Here is a 15,713-nt window from a genome sequence, read left to right on the forward strand (position 1 = left end):
TTTATTCTTTATTTAGGTTTACCGCGCTTTGATGTTGGTCCACCCAACGGGTTAAGCCTATACTGTCAAGCCCTGCGTCCTTTTGTCATTAAATTCGGAACGAGACCACATGTCCAATGCTGAGCATCGCTATTTCACTCTTGATGTGTTCACCAAAGATCTGTTTGCGGGCAATCCGCTGGCAGTGGTGCTCGATAGTGATGATTTGTCCGATGAACAGATGCAGAAGATCGCCAGAGAGTTCAATTTTTCCGAAACTGTGTTTGTCTGCAAACCCGAGAACAAGGCACATAGTGCCTTTTTGCGCATTTTTACACCGACCTTCGAGATGCCTTTTGCCGGTCACCCCACTGTGGGGGCGGCGGTGTTGCTTGGCTTCTTGCGTTTTCCCGATCTGGAGAGCGAGCAGAATTGCGTAATGCTGCTGGAAGAGAAGGTGGGGCGCATTCGTGCCAAGGTCAAACTGGCGTCAGACGGGATGGGCAAGGCCGTGTTCGAGGTGCCGCAACTGTCCAAGCCCATGGCATCGGTGCAGTTGGGCTCAAAAGACGAGATTGCCGCTGCGCTGGGATTGCACATCAAGGATATCGGCTTTGAGAATCACGTGCCGACGGCTTATTCGGCCGGCGTGCCTTTTGCGATGGTGCCCATTCGCAATCTGGAGGCCATGAAACGGGCGCGACCGGTGATGCCGAGCTGGAGTTCGGCCTTTGGTGCGCATGAGCATAACGATGCCTATCTTTATACGCGCGAAACCACCTGTCATGATTCCGGCTTTCACACGCGCATGTTTGCTCCGGGAACGGGTACTGTGGAAGATCCTGCAACAGGATCTGCTGCTGCAGCCTTTGCCGGCGTGATTTGCCAGTTCGACAAGCCCGGACAGGGAAGCCATAAATATCGCATCGAGCAGGGGTTTGAAATGGAGCGCCCGTCCATTATCGAACTGGGAATGGAAGTCGCCGAGGGACGGCTGACAAGTGAGACAATCGGAGGACGTGTCGTCCTTGTTTCTGAAGGAAAATTGTATATTTAACACTGGCGTTGGGTGAAATTTGGTCTTATTGTGCCACCAACAGGCCATCCGCTGACCTATTTGTTTCATTCAAGATTGTTCCAGGCGACCCTAATGTCTTTTTCTTTCCTACACAGCATCGAGAGTAACATTGCGCTTTTTTCCGAAGCGCTAGAAGGCACAAATCTGGTGCCTGAGCAGCATTTCGTGCGGAATGATTTGCTGCAGAAGGTGACCGAACTTGGATATATCGATGCGGACATCGGAGCGGAAATCGAGCGCGCCATTCTGGAATGCGCCCGCGGGGTCGATTTGTTGCTCGTCACCTGCTCGACGCTCAGCCCGATTGCGGATCGTCTGATGGTTGAAGGGGCGCCGGTTCTGAGGACCGACCGTCTGTTGGCCGATGATGTGTTCAAAAAGGCCATGTCCAATCCGGGACGTAGCGATATCGCCATTCTCGTTACCGCGCCTTCTACCATGGAAGCGACCGGCGGGCTGTTCAAGACCTGCCGCGATGTGCTTGGTGCTGAGTCGATTGGTGTCGAAACCATTCTGCTGCCCGAAGTGTGGGACATCTTCCTTGCCGGAGATCTGGAAGGCTATAAAAAGGCCTGCGTGACCGCGCTTGATACTTTCCTTGAGAATGATGACAAATACACCCATGTGGGTGTTGGCCAGGTATCGATTGCACCGTCGCTGGCCTATTGCAAATCACCGCGCGCTCAGAAGGTGATGTCCGCTTTGAGTGCAACGCGCGCCTACCTGCTCTCTCATTATCGCTAAGAGAGGAAAGGGCTGCGCCAGCGCGCAAGGCCAACTTCGTCAGAATAAAAAAAGCCACGGTGTCGGGTCTTCCGCACCGTGGCTTTTTTGTCTTTCTTGCTGCAAGGCATAGCGGCAAGGTCTGGAGAATGGGCTCCAGACCTTCTTCGCCTGCGTCAGGCTGCCTGAATATCCTTGAGGAAGCTCTCGATGCGGGAGCGCAGTTGCATCGCCTGTTCTGCGGCATTGCGTGAGGCTTCCAGTACATTCTCGGCGGATTGATGGGTATCGGCAACAGAACTGCTGACTGAAGCCATACGTTCGTTAACCTCGCTGGTACCCACGGAAGCCTGCTGAACGTTGGAGCTGATTTCCATTGTCGCAGAGCCCTGCTGTTCAACGGCGGCGGCGATGGAATTGGTATATTCATTCACCTCGGCCATGGTTTCAGAGATCTTGGAAATGGCAGATACCGCTTCCTGAGATGAGGTCTGGATGCCGGAAATCTGGTTGGAGATCTCCTCGGTGGCCTTGGACGTCTGGTTGGCCAGCTCCTTGACTTCGGCGGCCACGACGGCAAAGCCCTTGCCAGCTTCTCCGGCGCGTGCAGCCTCGATGGTGGCGTTGAGCGCCAGCAGGTTGGTCTGTTCGGCGATGGCCTGAATGAGGGTCACGACTTCGCCGATCTTCTGGGCCGCCATGTCAAGGCTCTCGACTTTCTCGTTGGTGGCAACCGACTCATCAGATGCGAGGGACACAACAGACCGTGTCTTGGTGAGCTGCTGTGAGATTTCGCCGATGGAGGCGGAGAGTTCCTCAGAGGCGGATGCAACCGTCTGGACATTGCTTGCCGCTTCGTTGGAAACAGAAGACGCGCTGTTGGACTGTTCTGCCGTGGTCTCGGCAATTTCCGTCAGGCGCTGAGCGGTGCCTTCCATGGTTCTTGAGTTTTCGGCGACTGCTTCCAGAATGGACTGAATGTCGTGATCGAACGCCGTTACGGTTTGCAGCATCTTCTGCTCGCGCAGTTCGCGTTCTTTGTCGGTTTCCGCTTTATGCTGTTCAAGCTCAAGGCGATGCACATTCTTTTCATTCAGTACGGCAACGGCCGCAGCCATATCGCCGATTTCGTCTCCGCGAGACTGGTAGGGAATTTCCGAAATCTTGTCATCGCGCGAGATCGCTGCCAACAGATTGGTCATGACGGGCAGAGGCTTCATCATGCGTTGGCTGGCAAAGAAGGCGAAGGCCACAATCAAGGCGCCAACAACCACCGCCGAGATCAGCAGGCTCTGCAATACGTCACTCAGAATGGACTGGACGCGTTCTTTCTGGATGCCGACATAGAGAATGCCGTTGACTTCGTTCGAGGCAGAGAAGATCGGTTGATAGAGCGTGTAATAGGGAACGCCGAGGATCACGGCTTCACCCACGAATGCCTTGCCTTGCGTGACGACAGGATAAACAGCGCCATTTTGGCCCAAGGGGGTGCCGATGGCTCGTTTGCCGTCCGGCTTCTTGATGTTGGTTGTCTTGCGCCAGAAATCCCTGCTCTGGTCATCCCATGCAAACACGGTAGCGGTCTCGCCGGTAATGGAGCCAATGCGGTCAATCATGTCATGGTCGGAGAATGCGGGTATCTCTTTCATGACGAGGCGACTGATTCCACCAGATGCGTCTCTCGTGACGGTTACATCGGGAAGGCTGGCTTCAAAAACTTGCGAGGCTACGCGGATGCTGATGGACTGTTGTTGCAGCACATCGGATTTGATCTTGGTGCTGATCGTTGACCAGGTTGCCGTTGCGAGCGCGATCATACAGATCAACACCGAGCCGATGGTCAGAAATGTCACTTTCTGGGTGAGCTTCAGTTTCGAAAGCAGGTTCATATTTTTCGCCTTTCGACTGTATTTTTGTTTCCAGCAACTAATACTGGATATTTATTGGCCGACTTTTCCTTAATCTGTATATTTGAAAAAAGTTATTTAAAAAGCATTTATATATTCGCAATTTACAAATACTAAATATGATGTTCACTCAATTAATAGATAGTAATAATTCTAAACTATTGGACTGGACTTCTTTAACTAGCTTTATGCACTTTTTGGTTGTTATGAAGAGGGAAAATAATTTCTATCGTCGTTTAACTAATATCCTTGCTCGGAATGGTGCATGAAATTTCCTCTTGTTTCCGTGCGTTTAATCGGTTACAGATTTTCCTACTGAATGGCAGAGATGCAAAACAGGCTCTGCAAATGTGTGAGAGAGATTTCTATGGCCGCTCCAGAGAGCACAATTGGTCAGATCAAATTGGTTGAGCTATCCGCTCCCAACGCTCTCGCTCGCCTAAATTCCGAACTACTCCTCCTTATCTGCCCCTGAACATCGACAGGCGCTGATCTCATCGGCGGCGGATCTTCAGGGGATTACAAACTTTTAGGCAGCAGGAAATATTCCAGCCGCTTGTTGGCTTTGCATGTGAACAGACCCATGCGCCACAGTGGCAAAAAGCAGGATGAGTTCTATGAATAACGACATTGTAATTTTCGATACAACCTTGCGTGATGGTGAACAGTCTCCCGGTGCGTCCATGACGTTGGAAGAGAAGTTGCAGGTGGCGAAGGTTCTGGATGAATTGGGCGTCGACGTGATCGAGGCCGGTTTTCCCATCGCATCCAATGGCGACTTCGAGGCCGTCAGCGAGATTGCCAAGGTGGTCAAGAACGCTACCGTTTGCGGTTTGGCCCGCGCTGGCTCCAAGGATATCGACCGGGCCGGGGAAGCCATCAAACACGCTGAAAAGCGCCGTATTCATACCTTCATTTCCACCAGCCCGGTGCATATGAAATACAAGTTGCAGATGGAGCCGGACCGGGTTTATGAAAAAGTGATCGAGTCCGTTACGCGCGCCCGCAACTGGACCGATGATGTGGAGTGGTCAGCCGAAGACGGCACCCGCACCGAATTCGACTTCCTGTGCAAATGCGTGGAAGCGGCCATCAATGCCGGTGCCACCACCATCAACATTCCCGATACGGTAGGCTATACCACCCCGCTCGAAATCGCCGATTTGTTCAAACGGGTCATCGAGACAGTTCCGAACTCTGACAAGGCGATTTTCTCGGCGCACTGCCACAACGATCTGGGTATGGCTGTGGCCAACTCGCTGGCCGCGGTGCGTGGCGGTGCCCGTCAGATCGAATGCACGATCAACGGTCTGGGTGAACGGGCCGGCAACGCAGCGCTGGAAGAGGTCATTATGGCCATCCGCACGCGCAATGATGTGTTTGCTTACAATACCGGCATCAATACCAAGCTGTTGACCCGTGCATCTAAGCTGGTATCCGCCGTTTCGGCTTTTCCTGTGCAGTATAACAAGGCGATTGTCGGCAAGAATGCCTTCGCGCATGAATCCGGTATCCATCAGGATGGCATGCTGAAGAATGCCGAAACTTACGAGATCATGAAGCCGGAAGATGTGGGCGTTGGTGGCACGGATCTGGTCATGGGCAAGCATTCGGGTCGTCACGCCTTCAAGCAGAAGCTGGATCAGTTGGGCTATAATCTGGGCGAGAATGCTTTTCAGGATGCCTTCAATCGATTCAAGGATCTGGCGGACAAGAAGAAGAACATCTTTGATGAAGATATCGAAGCGCTGGTGGATGATGAAGTCGGCGCCGCTTCCGATAAGATCAAGGTAATCGCGATGACCGTGATTGCTGGCACCAGTGGCGTACAGAAAGCCATTGTAACGCTGGATATGAATGGCACGCATGTCACCAAGGAAGCCACCGGTGATGGTCCTGTCGACGCGATCTTCAACGCCATCAAGCAGATGATCCCGCACAAGGCCCGCCTGATGCTGTATCAAGTGAGCGCTGTGACCGCCGGTACGGACGCTCAGGCCGAAGTGTCCTGCCGCCTGCGCGAGGGTGATCACACGGTGACTGGCCGGTCTGCGGACACAGACACCATGGTTTCTTCCGCCAAAGCCTATGTTTCTGCTCTCAACAAGCTGATCGTGCGCCGGGAGAAGGAAGTGCACAACGCGCAGACGAGTGCTGCAGAGTAATCAGACAGTCAAATCATTGACATATCAGGAGGGTAGACTTTGTCTTCCCTCCTTTTTTATGTTTGGTTATTCTTATCCCCCGTCCTCCAATCGCGAGAGAGAGGTTCTGCCTTGATTGAGAAGAATTTTGAAGGAACCGTTATCGCGGTCAGTCTTGATAAAGCACATGCATTTTCCAAGAAGCAGAAATCCGCGATCCGGTTGCTTGAAGGCCTTGGCGTGGAAGGGGATGCGCATATGGGAGCGCTGGTCCAGCATCGCTCCCGCGTGCGGGCCAATCCAAACCAGCCTAATCTGCGGCAGGTTCATCTCATGCATCAAGAGCTTTTCGAAGAGGTTGCGCAAAAGGGCTTTACGGTGAAACCGGCCGATATGGGGGAGAATATCACCACAAGTGGCATTGATCTGCTCGCCCTACCAACGGGGGCTGTGCTTCATATTGGTGATGAAGCAGAAGTGGAAATCACGGGATTGCGCAATCCATGTTCCCAGATCGAGGCCTGGCAGCCGGGACTGCTCAAGGAGCTTGTCTATAAGGATGAAGCGGGCGATCTTGTGCGCAAGGCTGGCGTTATGGGTATCGTGCGCAAAGGGGGCATGGTGAAGCCTGATGACAGGATCACCGTGACATTGCCTGATGAACCTTGGCGCAAGCTGGAGCGGGTGTGAGGCGCTCGCTCTTCCTGATAGCTCTTGTTGTTGAGCTAGCCGAGTGGGCTCATAAAGAGGTGGCTCTCGCAGCTGGTGCAGTCTGAGCTGCCAAAGCCGGGCTGAGGAATTGAAAAGGCATCCTGGCTGGCAAGATGAGCCGCCAAAGCGCATTCGGAACCATCCAGCCACGCCCAGACATGCAGGGAACTGGCGCGGATCGTTAGCTGATCCACATGCCAGCGTACCGACTTCTCTTTTGCCAGATGGCGAGCAAGGCGCGCGCGCAACCCGCCGGGGCCATGGGCGCTGCCTACATAGACATAAAGACCGGGAGGCAGGATGGCTGGTGTTGGCCGCAGGATCTTCGTGCGGCGCGGCAGAATCATGGCCACAAGATAGACCCCGCCAGCATTGGGGCATTTGACGAGTGCGCGCCGGTTGCCCTTGAAAACAGGTACCGGAAGGGCTTCAAGGGCCGCAGCGAGGGGTTTGTGAGCAAGAATATGGCTTTGCGGCATCGGGCTTTAATATTTCGGTGGTTGCAGTTTGCGTTCTTTGCCCAGCTTGGCTTCGCGGCGCATGATATAGAAGGTGGACGCGAAGATGATGGCCGCGCCGATCCATGTGTAAACATCTGGCCACTCATTGAACATGTACCAGCCAAGGGCTGCCGAGAGGACAAGGCGCAGATAGTCGAAGGGCGCCAGTGCAGTTGCCTCAGCGCGCTTGAAGGAGTGAAGCATCAGCCATTGCGCGTAGCTCGCCAAAACGCCAATTAGAGCCATAAGGCCGAATTGGCCCAGGGTCATCGGCTTCCAGTTGATCCAGGCAAGGGGGACGAGCGCCAGCCCGATGATGATGGCCTGATAGGTCACAATGATGGTTGGCCGGTCATAGCGCAGATGAACCCGTACGATGGTCTGGTTGGCCGCTACAAGAGCCGCTCCGGCAAGAGCCAGAAGCAGGTTCTGGTCGATTCCACCAATGCCCGCTGCGAGTAATTCAGACGGGCGCGCGATAATCAATACGCCAATGAAGCCAACCACCAACGCTCCGATACGGCGCATGCCTACTGCTTCCTTGAGAAACAGCACAGCAAAAATGGTCAGAAAGAATGTCCGCGTGAAGCTCATCGTCGTGGCGGTTGCCAGAGGCAACTGGATGATCGCCGTGAAACCCGCCAAGATGCTCAGATAGGTAAAGAAAGCACGCCAGAGGAACAGATCCTTCCGATGGATCTTGAGGTCGCCACGGGCTGATTTAAGCATCGGGGGCAGCAGGAAGACGATCATCCAGGCTTGCCGGATGACGATGATCTGGCTGACATGCAGATCCTGCCCAAGCTCTTTTACGATGCCTGCCTGCAGCGTGAAGCCGATCATGGCGATAAACATGACCAGAACGGCTTGCAAGAAGCTCGGCATGCCGTCGAAGGCAGTCAGGGCCTTGCTAATGGTGTGCTTTACGGACGTCATTGAAGAGGAAACTCTGTCTTGGCTGTCCAGACCGGAGCGTTCTTCGCCGCCAAGGCTCAATATGCTTTCGGCTTTGTCCGGTATCGGATGGGACTTGTTGAGTAGCACAACAAATCAATGCTGTAAATCTTATAGCGTGATAGCTTCGACTATAGTGATGAATGCGCGATGGCTTCGACTTTTCCTGAGTGGCTTAGGAAAAGTACGTAAGGGGGGCCCTTTGTTGTGGGGGGAAGCGCCAGTTTTTTCTTGATCTTTCTGGCAAAGCGTGACGAGAATGAGAGCCTCACCCTTGCATGGTGCAGTTGCCCCTTGTCTCCTCCGTCTTCATGACCGTCAGGCAAAAGTCTTTTTGAGACTGGCCAATCCGTCATTATGCTAGCAGAACCGTCAGTCGGGAAGATCAGATATGAACGCCCTATATGGCATTGGACTCAAGATTGCTTCGACGATGTTTTTTGCGGTCATGCTTGCCATGATTAAATATACATCGACGTCCATGCCCATTGGGGAAGTCATCTTCGCGCGCTGCTTTTTCGCCTTGCCGCCGCTTTTGCTGGTAACCGCATGGCAGAGTGACTGGCGCGACTGTATCCGCACGAAGAATCCATGGGCGCATGTGAGGCGCTCTGCGGTGGGGACGACATCCATGTTTTGTTGGTTTACCTCGGTCTCGCTTTTGCCGTTGCCCGAAGCCACCGCGATTTCCTTCTTAAATCCTCTGATGATTGTGGCCATGGCGGCCCTGTTCCTCAAGGAGGTTGTCAAAGCATATCGCTGGACAGCAGTCGGTATCAGCCTTATCGGGGTGTTGATCATTTTGTCACCGCGTCTGAGTGGCTCGACGGGGGATGTCGGCCTGCTGGGCGCCATTCTCTGTCTGAGCTCAACCGTGCTCACCGGGCTAGCTGGAATCCTGATCCGACAGATGACGAAAACCGAGAATAATTCGGCGATCATCTTCTATTTCTTCGTGACGGCCTCCTGCTTCTCGCTCATCACCATTTACTGGGGCTGGGTCATTCCCGATTTGCGCACCTTCGGCTTGATGGTTCTGGCCGGGGTTTTCGGTGGCTTGGGGCAGATCCTCATGACCAAATCCTACAGCGTGGCCGAAGCGTCGCTTGTTGCTCCGTTCGACTATGTGAACGTGGTCTGGAATGTGGTGATCGGCATTGTGATTTTTGGCGAGTATCCGAGTCACGCTGTGGTCATCGGCGGGGGGATTGTCGTTCTGGCCGGCATGTTTGTTGTCTATCGCGAGCGGCAGCTGGGTGTTTCGCGCAAGGCGGAACGTCAGGCAAAGCCGCTCTGAGCGTGACTTCTCTTCTCTGAAACTCGCTTTCCTTGCTGAAATGGCCAGAAAACAGGCTCTTTGCCTCAGGATGGGGGAAAGGATCAGTCTTTTAGATGGCATTTGCCCTGACTGTCACAAAAGTGAGACAGCGCGTTCTTAAAAGTGGCCAAACACTTACGGAACGTGAATCAGAGCAGGCACATGAATCAGTCCAGCGATGAAGGGCTCTATAAACATCGGACCATGTTCATCTCCGATGTTCATTTGGGTAGCCGCGGGTGTCAGGCAGAAATGCTGCTTGATTTCCTCAAATATAACGATGCAGAGACGATTTATCTGGTCGGGGACATCGTCGATGGCTGGCGCCTGCAAGCGCGTTGGCATTGGCCGCAGTTGCATAATGATGTGGTGCAGAAGCTTCTGCGCAAGGCTCGCAAGGGGGCGCGCATCATTTATGTGCCGGGCAACCATGACGAATTTCTGCGCAGCTATTATGGTGCCCATTTCGGTGGTGTGGAGGTCAAGGAACATGACATTCACGAAACCGCAGATGGTCGCCGGTTGCTGGTGATCCATGGGGATCAGTATGACATGGTGGTGCGGCATGCCAAGTGGCTCGCCCATCTTGGCGACTGGGCCTACAGCTTTGCTCTGGGGCTGAACACCGTGCTCAATATTCTGCGCCGCAAGCTCGGCTTCAGCTATTGGTCTCTTTCGGCCTGGGCCAAGATGCGCGTAAAGAACGCGGTCAATTTCATTGGCACCTTCGAGGAAACTCTCTCGCAGGAAGCGCGCAAATTTGACGTTGATGGCGTGATTTGCGGCCATATTCATCATGCGGAAATGCATGAGAAGTTTGGTATCTCCTATTTGAATACCGGCGACTGGGTGGAAAGCTGCACCGCAATTGTCGAGCATCCGGACGGACGGTTCGAACTGATCCACTGGAGCGAAGGTGCAAAAACCGTTCCCCAACTTGAAAACCATACCCCAACCAAGGCACTTGCATGAGTGGACTCTTAATCGTAACGGATGCCTGGCATCCACAAGTCAATGGTGTTGTTCGCTCGCTCGATCGTTTGGGCCAGGAAGTCAAGAAGCAGGGAATGGAGGTGCATTATCTGACGCCTCTTGATTTCAAGACGGTTCCTTGCCCGACTTATCCGGAAATTCGCCTCTCTTTGACAATGCGGCGCGGCGTCGCCAGAAAGATCGAAGAGATCAATCCCGATTATGTGCATATTTCCACCGAGGGGCCGCTTGGATTCTGGGCGCGAAGCTATTGCAGAAAGTCGAACAAGGCCTTCACGACTTCCTACCACACCCGCTTCCCTGAATATCTTGCCGCGCGTTTCCCCATTCCGCTGTCGCTTTCCTATGCGGCCTTGCGCTGGTTTCACAATCCGGGGCGATGCTGCATGGTGGCCACGCCAAGCCTGAAGCGCGACCTAGAGGCTCGCGGCTTTGATCAGCTTCATTATTGGGGGCGCGGTGTCGACCTTGAACAGTTCCATCCGCGCAAAGAGAAGGTGCTCGATTTTCCCGGTCCCTTGCTGCTCTATGTTGGCCGCGTTGCGGTAGAAAAGAATATCGAGGCCTTTCTTGATCTGAAGGTCGAGGGCACAAAGATCGTTGTAGGAGATGGCCCGCAAAAGGCTGCTCTGGAAGAGCGCTATCCGGATGTCAAATTTCTGGGGCTCAAGGAAGGCAAGGAGCTCGCCGACATCTACGCTTCATGCGATGTCTTCGTCTTCCCGTCCAAAACCGACACGTTCGGTATAGTGCTTCTGGAAGCTCTGGCTTCAGGATTGCCTGTGGCGGCTTATCCGGTTATGGGACCGCTGGATGTCATTGGAGACAGTGGTGTTGGGGCTTTGAAAGACGATCTGGAAGAGGCTGTGGTAGAAGCGTTGAAAATCGATCCGGAGGCTTGTCTGGCCTATGCGCAGCAATATAGCTGGGAAGCGAGCGCCAACCAGTTTCTTTCCAATATTTCCAAGATTCATCCTGATTGATCCGACAAGGCTCTGGGGTTCTGGGGCTTTGGGGTTCTGGAGCTTTGGGCGATCTATAACGGTATGACCACAGGCAAGGAGGACGCGTTAGGCGTCCTTATTGCGGGGGCAGGGCTCTTGCCTGCTTTGGATTAAATCGTCTTGAGGGTCCAGACGAGAATCTCGTTCAGTACGCTTTCAAGGGCGCTGTCAAGCGCAGCAACGCCCTTAGCCGGTGTCGCCGAACCGGCCGGTGCGGAGGCTTTAAACAGGCGTGAAGAGACCACGCGGCCATTGCGATCATTGATGATCTTCACCGAAAGCGCGATTTTGGCTACAGGCCGGTTCGCGTCATTCAGCTCAAAGCTACGGATGGATGTTGCGAGTTTATAGTCAACCACAACGCCATCACCCGGCTTGACCACGGAGCGCATGCGGCCGGAATTCTCGAAAGTCTGGATCAGCTTGTCCTGAAGGACATTGGGCAGGCTGTCGCTCCATTGTGCGTCACCAAAATAGGTAATTTCGGCATTATCGGGGCGCACAACGATCATCTCGCTATCAAGCGATTTGAGCGCTGTGGGGACTGAGATCAAAAGCTGCGCATTGCTGCGACCACGCAAATTGTCAAAGCTTGCTGGCGCGCTCAGGTCATAGGTCGTCAACTCTTTGCCCCCGCCTACTACAGAGCAGGAAGCAAGCCAGAGGGCGAGGCAAACAAACGAAAGGGCGCGCACAAATCGGGTCGCAGAAAACAAGGGTGTACCTCGGCAATAAACAAATATGGGCTTACCTTACCGTAGAAATAGCAACTGCCAACCGTTTTTTCCAGAACTGGACCTATTTTGGAGGAAATGCGCGCTTTTGAGCGCAGTCCATACTGTCAAAGTTTGCGGTTGGCGCCTCGTTTCCACAAGGGCCCGGTGTAACTGAGCAAGTCAATGTCATTTGGCAATCATGTTTTGTTTCAATGACATCGACTCATGATTTTGATCGGTTGGTGAGCAACCGACAATTAGTAGCGTTGGTCGAAGGTTTTCACCTTGTTGCCGCCGAATATCACGCTGGAAGGATCCTTCTCCAGTTTGTTTACAGCGCCTTCAACGCGTTTGATGGTTCGTCTTGCTTCTGAAACCATGGCTTCGACATTGCGCAGGCCACTGCCTGAGAAGCGCGCAAGGCCGTCCGAGATTTCATCTGCCCGGCTGTTGAACTTGTCTGCAACACTGCGAATGGAGCGTGCTGCGAGCGTCACTTCCTCGATCACACCCTTGCCGCCATCTTCATCGGAAAGAATGCCGTCGACCTTGCCCAGAATGCCGTCGATCCGTTCCGAGGCCTTGTTGAGGCGGGCAGCAAGTTGCTGTGCGTCTGTCACGATGGCGTTGAAATCATCGGTGCGGGCGGTGAGGGAGGAGGAAAAGCTGCTGATATCGCCTGAGGCCTGTTTGGCATTGGTCAGAATGACATTGATATCGCCTGAGGACTCATCCAGCGTGGTTGCAAAATTCTGCAGGGATGCGACCGCAGAAGAAATTGTTTCCGGGTCCACACTTTCAACCAGACGGTCGACCTTGCCCAGAGACGTGTTCAGGTTGGACGAAAAATCATTGATGCCTTTGGCCGCTTCGGAGGCATCAGCGACAATTGAGTCGAAGCGGTTGGATGTGCCAACGAGATTTTCGCTGATTGTCTCGACATTGGCGATACTCGTCTTGATGCTCTCGGGGTCGACGGCAGCAAGCAGGGTGTCTGCTCTTTCGCTAAGGCCTTCCAATTTCCCCGATAGCGATGTGAGCCCCTTGGCGGCGTCAGACGCATCAGCCAGGAAGGTCTCGATATTGCCGGAATTGTTGTTGAGCGCCGTTGTAAAGCTCTCGATATTCTGGACCGTTTTGTTGATCCCGTCCTGATTGGTATCAACCACTGTCTCGATTTTTGAGAGCACCTTGTCAGCGCGGGACATGAGCTGGCGTGCGCCATTCATAAGATCTTCAAAAGACGAGCTCTGGGCGATCATTTCAGGGGTGCCTGGCTGATCAAGAAGATCGGGCAGATCCGGGCTGCCGCCCTTGATTTCGACGGTGCCTACCCCTGTAAGCCCTTGAAAGGAGAGGCTGACATCACTGTCTTCTTTGAGCGGAATGCCGGCATCAACCAGAAGATCTGCTTTGACATATTTGGGGTTGTCCGGATCATATTCGAGCTTTGCGACTTCGCCCACTTTGATGCCGTTGAACATCACTGCGCCACCGCGAATAAGGCCGGCAACAGAGCCTTCAAAGCGCACAATAACCTCTGTCGTCGGGCGGGTTTCATCATATCTGGCAATCCAGTAGATGAAGCCGAAGCCGACCGCCGTCAGAAGCAATGTGAACAGGCCTATGGCCACATAATTGGCTTTTGTTTCCATGTCTCAGTTCTTGTCCCATTGTCTGATGGCACGCTTGCCCGTGAAATAGCTTTTGATCCAGGGATGCGGGTTTTTCTGCAGATCGTTCATATTTCCTATGGCCAGAACGCGGCGCTCGGCCAGCACCGCGATGCGATCACAGGCTTGGCTGAGGCTATCCAAATCATGGGTTACCATAAAAACGGTGAGACCCAAAGTGTCTCGAAGGGTGGAAATCAAATCATCGAACTCTTCGGCGCTGATCGGATCAAGGCCGGAGGTTGGTTCGTCAAGGAACAGAAGCTGAGGGTCAAGCGCCAGCGCCCGAGCTAGTGCGGCGCGTTTGATCATGCCTCCTGAAAGTTCAGACGGGAATTTGTGGGCCGCATCCGGGGAGAGCCCCACAAGCTCAAGCTTGGAAATGGCCAGCTCGTCCATGAGGCGTTGAGGCAGCGTGTAATATTCACGCATGGGCACCTGAATATTCTGCAACACCGAAAGCGAGGAGAAGAGCGCTCCATGCTGGAAGAGAACCCCCAGTCGGCGTTCGATGGCCAGCCGCTCTTGGCGCGACAGTTTCTCGGTATTGTGTCCGAACATGATGAATTGGCCGGACTGGCGCTGTACAAGCCCCAGGACGCTGCGCAGCAACACGCTCTTGCCTGTGCCCGAAGCGCCAACGATGCCCAGAATCTCGCCGCGTTGGACATCCAGATCCAGATTTTCCAGCACAAGGCGAGAGGAAAAGCCAACCGTCAGACCTTTTACGGACAGGATGGCGCGCGCGCCGGTTTCTGAGGATGCCGTGTTTTGCGGTGTTTGAGGTGTGGCTGTCATGCTGCGCTCCCTAAAACCCGATTGCGGCGAAGAAAATGGCAAAGAGGCCATCGACCAGCACCATCAGAAAAATGGATTTCACCACAGCGGCCGTTGTTCTTCTGCCAAGGCTCTCTGCGCTGCCACCCACCTGCAGCCCTTCGCTGCATGAGATGAGCGCAATGATCAGGGCCATGAAGGGCGCTTTAATCACCCCAACGAGGAACGTGTTGATCGCCACGGCATCGCGCAACCACGTTATATAGGTGGATAGGGAAATATCCGAATAAGCCCAGAGCAGAACGCCTCCTCCGACCAGACCGGCCAGATTGGCCACAAGGCCCAGTAGGGGCAGGGCGATGATCAGCGCAATGACGCGCGGCGCGATAAGGACTTCGATGATATTGAGGCCCATGACGCGCATGGCATCGATTTCCTCGCGCATTTTCATTGAGCCGATTTCGGCAGTGAAAGCGCTGCCCGAGCGCCCGGCCACCAGAATCGCCGTTAGCAGAATGCCTACTTCACGTAAGACGAGAATGCCGACCAGATCGATGACAAAGGGCTCCGCGCCGAATTTGCGCAGCTGGAAAGCGCCTTGCTGGGCGACAATGGCGCCGACCAGAAAAGACATCATGGCAACGATCGGAACTGCCTTCAGCCCTGTATGCTCCATATGATGGACAATGGAGGTAATGCGCAGGCTGCGTGGGTGAATGAGCCCTTTGAGCAGGCAGGAGACGATTTCTCCTGCCAAATAGGCGAGAATCTTGATGTCCTTGTAGATTTCAACGACATCTTCTCCGGTTTTCTGAAACAGGGCGATAAAGAAATTCAGGTTCTTTTGGGTCGTTGGTGCGGTCAGGTTGGTCTCCGCCACCGCTTCAAACAGCGACACATGATCCGGATTGATCGGTGTTGCGCTGGAAAGCTCAAGGCCCAGTCCGCGCAGCAGGCGAATGATGACCCAAGCGCCTGAGGTGTCCAGAGAAGTCAGACCTGAAAGGTCTAGCTGTTTGACGGAAGGGGTCTCTTTAAGGGTCTGATCAACCTGACTGTCGGCATCTTTCAGGGTTTCTATGGTCCAACTGCCAGAGACAAGCAGCACGCCGGACGCAGACGTGCCGTCGGCCTCCAAAACGGGGGGCTGCCCCGAGGCGGCTAAGTCTGATCCCTGTGGAGCCATATAACAGTTTGCCTTACTAGCTTTTGTGCTGCTTCAAAATCATCGACCAG

At 53.9% G+C, this 15,713-nt stretch carries 14 protein-coding genes; 7 read left to right on the top strand and 7 right to left on the bottom strand.

Annotated features, from left to right (window positions below):
• The first annotated feature begins 109 nt into the window (after nucleotides 1–109).
• Together BM258_RS16855 and BM258_RS16860 are read left to right on the top strand one after the other, a co-directional pair.
• Nucleotides 110–1,036: a PhzF family phenazine biosynthesis protein gene (locus BM258_RS16855; protein WP_090074273.1), complete on the top strand. Its 927-nt coding sequence runs from the start codon at nucleotides 110–112 to the stop codon at nucleotides 1,034–1,036.
• A gap of 93 nt (nucleotides 1,037–1,129) precedes the next feature.
• A complete protein-coding gene (locus BM258_RS16860) occupies nucleotides 1,130–1,801 on the top strand; it encodes a hypothetical protein (RefSeq protein ID WP_090074274.1) in 672 nt (223 codons plus the stop codon).
• A 155-nt stretch (nucleotides 1,802–1,956) separates the two neighbouring features.
• Here BM258_RS16860 and BM258_RS16865 read toward each other — a convergent pair whose 3' ends face one another.
• Nucleotides 1,957–3,669, bottom strand: coding sequence for a methyl-accepting chemotaxis protein (locus tag BM258_RS16865; RefSeq protein WP_090074276.1), 1,713 nt, complete (start codon nucleotides 3,667–3,669; stop codon nucleotides 1,957–1,959).
• 626 nt (nucleotides 3,670–4,295) lie between these two features.
• Between BM258_RS16865 and BM258_RS16870 the strand changes: the two genes are divergently transcribed.
• Nucleotides 4,296–5,852 (top strand): 2-isopropylmalate synthase, encoded by a 1,557-nt coding sequence (locus BM258_RS16870; RefSeq protein ID WP_090074277.1) that lies wholly within the window; start codon nucleotides 4,296–4,298, stop codon nucleotides 5,850–5,852.
• A gap of 111 nt (nucleotides 5,853–5,963) precedes the next feature.
• Complete coding sequence (locus tag BM258_RS16875) at nucleotides 5,964–6,521, top strand: MOSC domain-containing protein (RefSeq protein ID WP_244544745.1); 558 nt, start codon at nucleotides 5,964–5,966, stop codon at nucleotides 6,519–6,521.
• Between the two features lie 35 nt (nucleotides 6,522–6,556).
• Here the strand turns inward: BM258_RS16875 and BM258_RS16880 are convergent, their stop codons facing one another.
• Entirely contained in the window at nucleotides 6,557–7,021 is a 465-nt protein-coding gene (locus BM258_RS16880) for a GIY-YIG nuclease family protein (protein ID WP_090074279.1), read from the bottom strand.
• A 6-nt stretch (nucleotides 7,022–7,027) separates the two neighbouring features.
• Nucleotides 7,028–8,086, bottom strand: a complete 1,059-nt coding sequence (locus BM258_RS16885) for a DMT family transporter (RefSeq protein WP_139229301.1) — start codon at nucleotides 8,084–8,086, stop codon at nucleotides 7,028–7,030.
• A 301-nt stretch (nucleotides 8,087–8,387) separates the two neighbouring features.
• On the opposite strand from BM258_RS16885, the gene BM258_RS16890 reads away from it, so the two are divergent.
• The 3 genes from BM258_RS16890 to BM258_RS16900 all read left to right on the top strand — a co-directional run bounded on the left by BM258_RS16890 (nucleotide 8,388) and on the right by BM258_RS16900 (nucleotide 11,290).
• Complete coding sequence (locus tag BM258_RS16890) at nucleotides 8,388–9,293, top strand: DMT family transporter (protein ID WP_090074283.1); 906 nt, start codon at nucleotides 8,388–8,390, stop codon at nucleotides 9,291–9,293.
• A 183-nt stretch (nucleotides 9,294–9,476) separates the two neighbouring features.
• On the top strand, nucleotides 9,477–10,286 hold the full coding sequence (locus tag BM258_RS16895; protein ID WP_244544746.1) for a UDP-2,3-diacylglucosamine diphosphatase: 810 nt from the start codon (nucleotides 9,477–9,479) through the stop codon (nucleotides 10,284–10,286).
• The gene (locus BM258_RS16900) at nucleotides 10,283–11,290 is read left to right on the top strand and encodes a glycosyltransferase family 4 protein (protein ID WP_090074284.1); all 1,008 of its coding nucleotides are present in this window, start codon (nucleotides 10,283–10,285) and stop codon (nucleotides 11,288–11,290) included. The genes BM258_RS16895 and BM258_RS16900 overlap by 4 nt, the downstream gene beginning before the upstream one ends.
• Before the next feature lie 131 nt (nucleotides 11,291–11,421).
• Here BM258_RS16900 and BM258_RS16905 read toward each other — a convergent pair whose 3' ends face one another.
• The 4 genes from BM258_RS16905 to BM258_RS16920 all read right to left on the bottom strand — a co-directional run bounded on the left by BM258_RS16905 (nucleotide 11,422) and on the right by BM258_RS16920 (nucleotide 15,663).
• Nucleotides 11,422–11,934: an ABC-type transport auxiliary lipoprotein family protein gene (locus tag BM258_RS16905; RefSeq protein ID WP_175528128.1), complete on the bottom strand. Its 513-nt coding sequence runs from the start codon at nucleotides 11,932–11,934 to the stop codon at nucleotides 11,422–11,424.
• A 350-nt stretch (nucleotides 11,935–12,284) separates the two neighbouring features.
• On the bottom strand, nucleotides 12,285–13,682 hold the full coding sequence (locus BM258_RS16910; protein ID WP_090074287.1) for an MlaD family protein: 1,398 nt from the start codon (nucleotides 13,680–13,682) through the stop codon (nucleotides 12,285–12,287).
• A 3-nt stretch (nucleotides 13,683–13,685) separates the two neighbouring features.
• Nucleotides 13,686–14,498: an ABC transporter ATP-binding protein gene (locus tag BM258_RS16915; protein WP_090074289.1), complete on the bottom strand. Its 813-nt coding sequence runs from the start codon at nucleotides 14,496–14,498 to the stop codon at nucleotides 13,686–13,688.
• 10 nt (nucleotides 14,499–14,508) lie between these two features.
• A complete protein-coding gene (locus BM258_RS16920) occupies nucleotides 14,509–15,663 on the bottom strand; it encodes an ABC transporter permease (protein WP_090074290.1) in 1,155 nt (384 codons plus the stop codon).
• Nucleotides 15,664–15,713 lie beyond the last annotated feature (50 nt).

Origin of the sequence: Cohaesibacter marisflavi (genome assembly GCF_900115225.1) — a bacterium.
Classification (GTDB): Bacteria; Pseudomonadota; Alphaproteobacteria; order Rhizobiales; family Cohaesibacteraceae; genus Cohaesibacter; species Cohaesibacter marisflavi.

Excerpts from the sequence above, each read along its gene's own strand:
- BM258_RS16870 (WP_090074277.1), top strand. The coding sequence starts at position 4,296 with ATGAGTTCTATGAATAACGACATTGTAATTTTCGATACAACCTTGCGT.
- BM258_RS16920 (WP_090074290.1), bottom strand. The coding sequence starts at position 15,663 with ATGGCTCCACAGGGATCAGACTTAGCCGCCTCGGGGCAGCCCCCCGTT.
- BM258_RS16865 (WP_090074276.1), bottom strand. The coding sequence starts at position 3,669 with ATGAACCTGCTTTCGAAACTGAAGCTCACCCAGAAAGTGACATTTCTG.
- BM258_RS16855 (WP_090074273.1), top strand. The coding sequence starts at position 110 with ATGTCCAATGCTGAGCATCGCTATTTCACTCTTGATGTGTTCACCAAA.
- BM258_RS16910 (WP_090074287.1), bottom strand. The coding sequence starts at position 13,682 with ATGGAAACAAAAGCCAATTATGTGGCCATAGGCCTGTTCACATTGCTT.
- BM258_RS16900 (WP_090074284.1), top strand. The coding sequence starts at position 10,283 with ATGAGTGGACTCTTAATCGTAACGGATGCCTGGCATCCACAAGTCAAT.
- BM258_RS16860 (WP_090074274.1), top strand. The coding sequence starts at position 1,130 with ATGTCTTTTTCTTTCCTACACAGCATCGAGAGTAACATTGCGCTTTTT.
- BM258_RS16895 (WP_244544746.1), top strand. The coding sequence starts at position 9,477 with ATGAATCAGTCCAGCGATGAAGGGCTCTATAAACATCGGACCATGTTC.
- BM258_RS16890 (WP_090074283.1), top strand. The coding sequence starts at position 8,388 with ATGAACGCCCTATATGGCATTGGACTCAAGATTGCTTCGACGATGTTT.
- BM258_RS16880 (WP_090074279.1), bottom strand. The coding sequence starts at position 7,021 with ATGCCGCAAAGCCATATTCTTGCTCACAAACCCCTCGCTGCGGCCCTT.
- BM258_RS16915 (WP_090074289.1), bottom strand. The coding sequence starts at position 14,498 with ATGACAGCCACACCTCAAACACCGCAAAACACGGCATCCTCAGAAACC.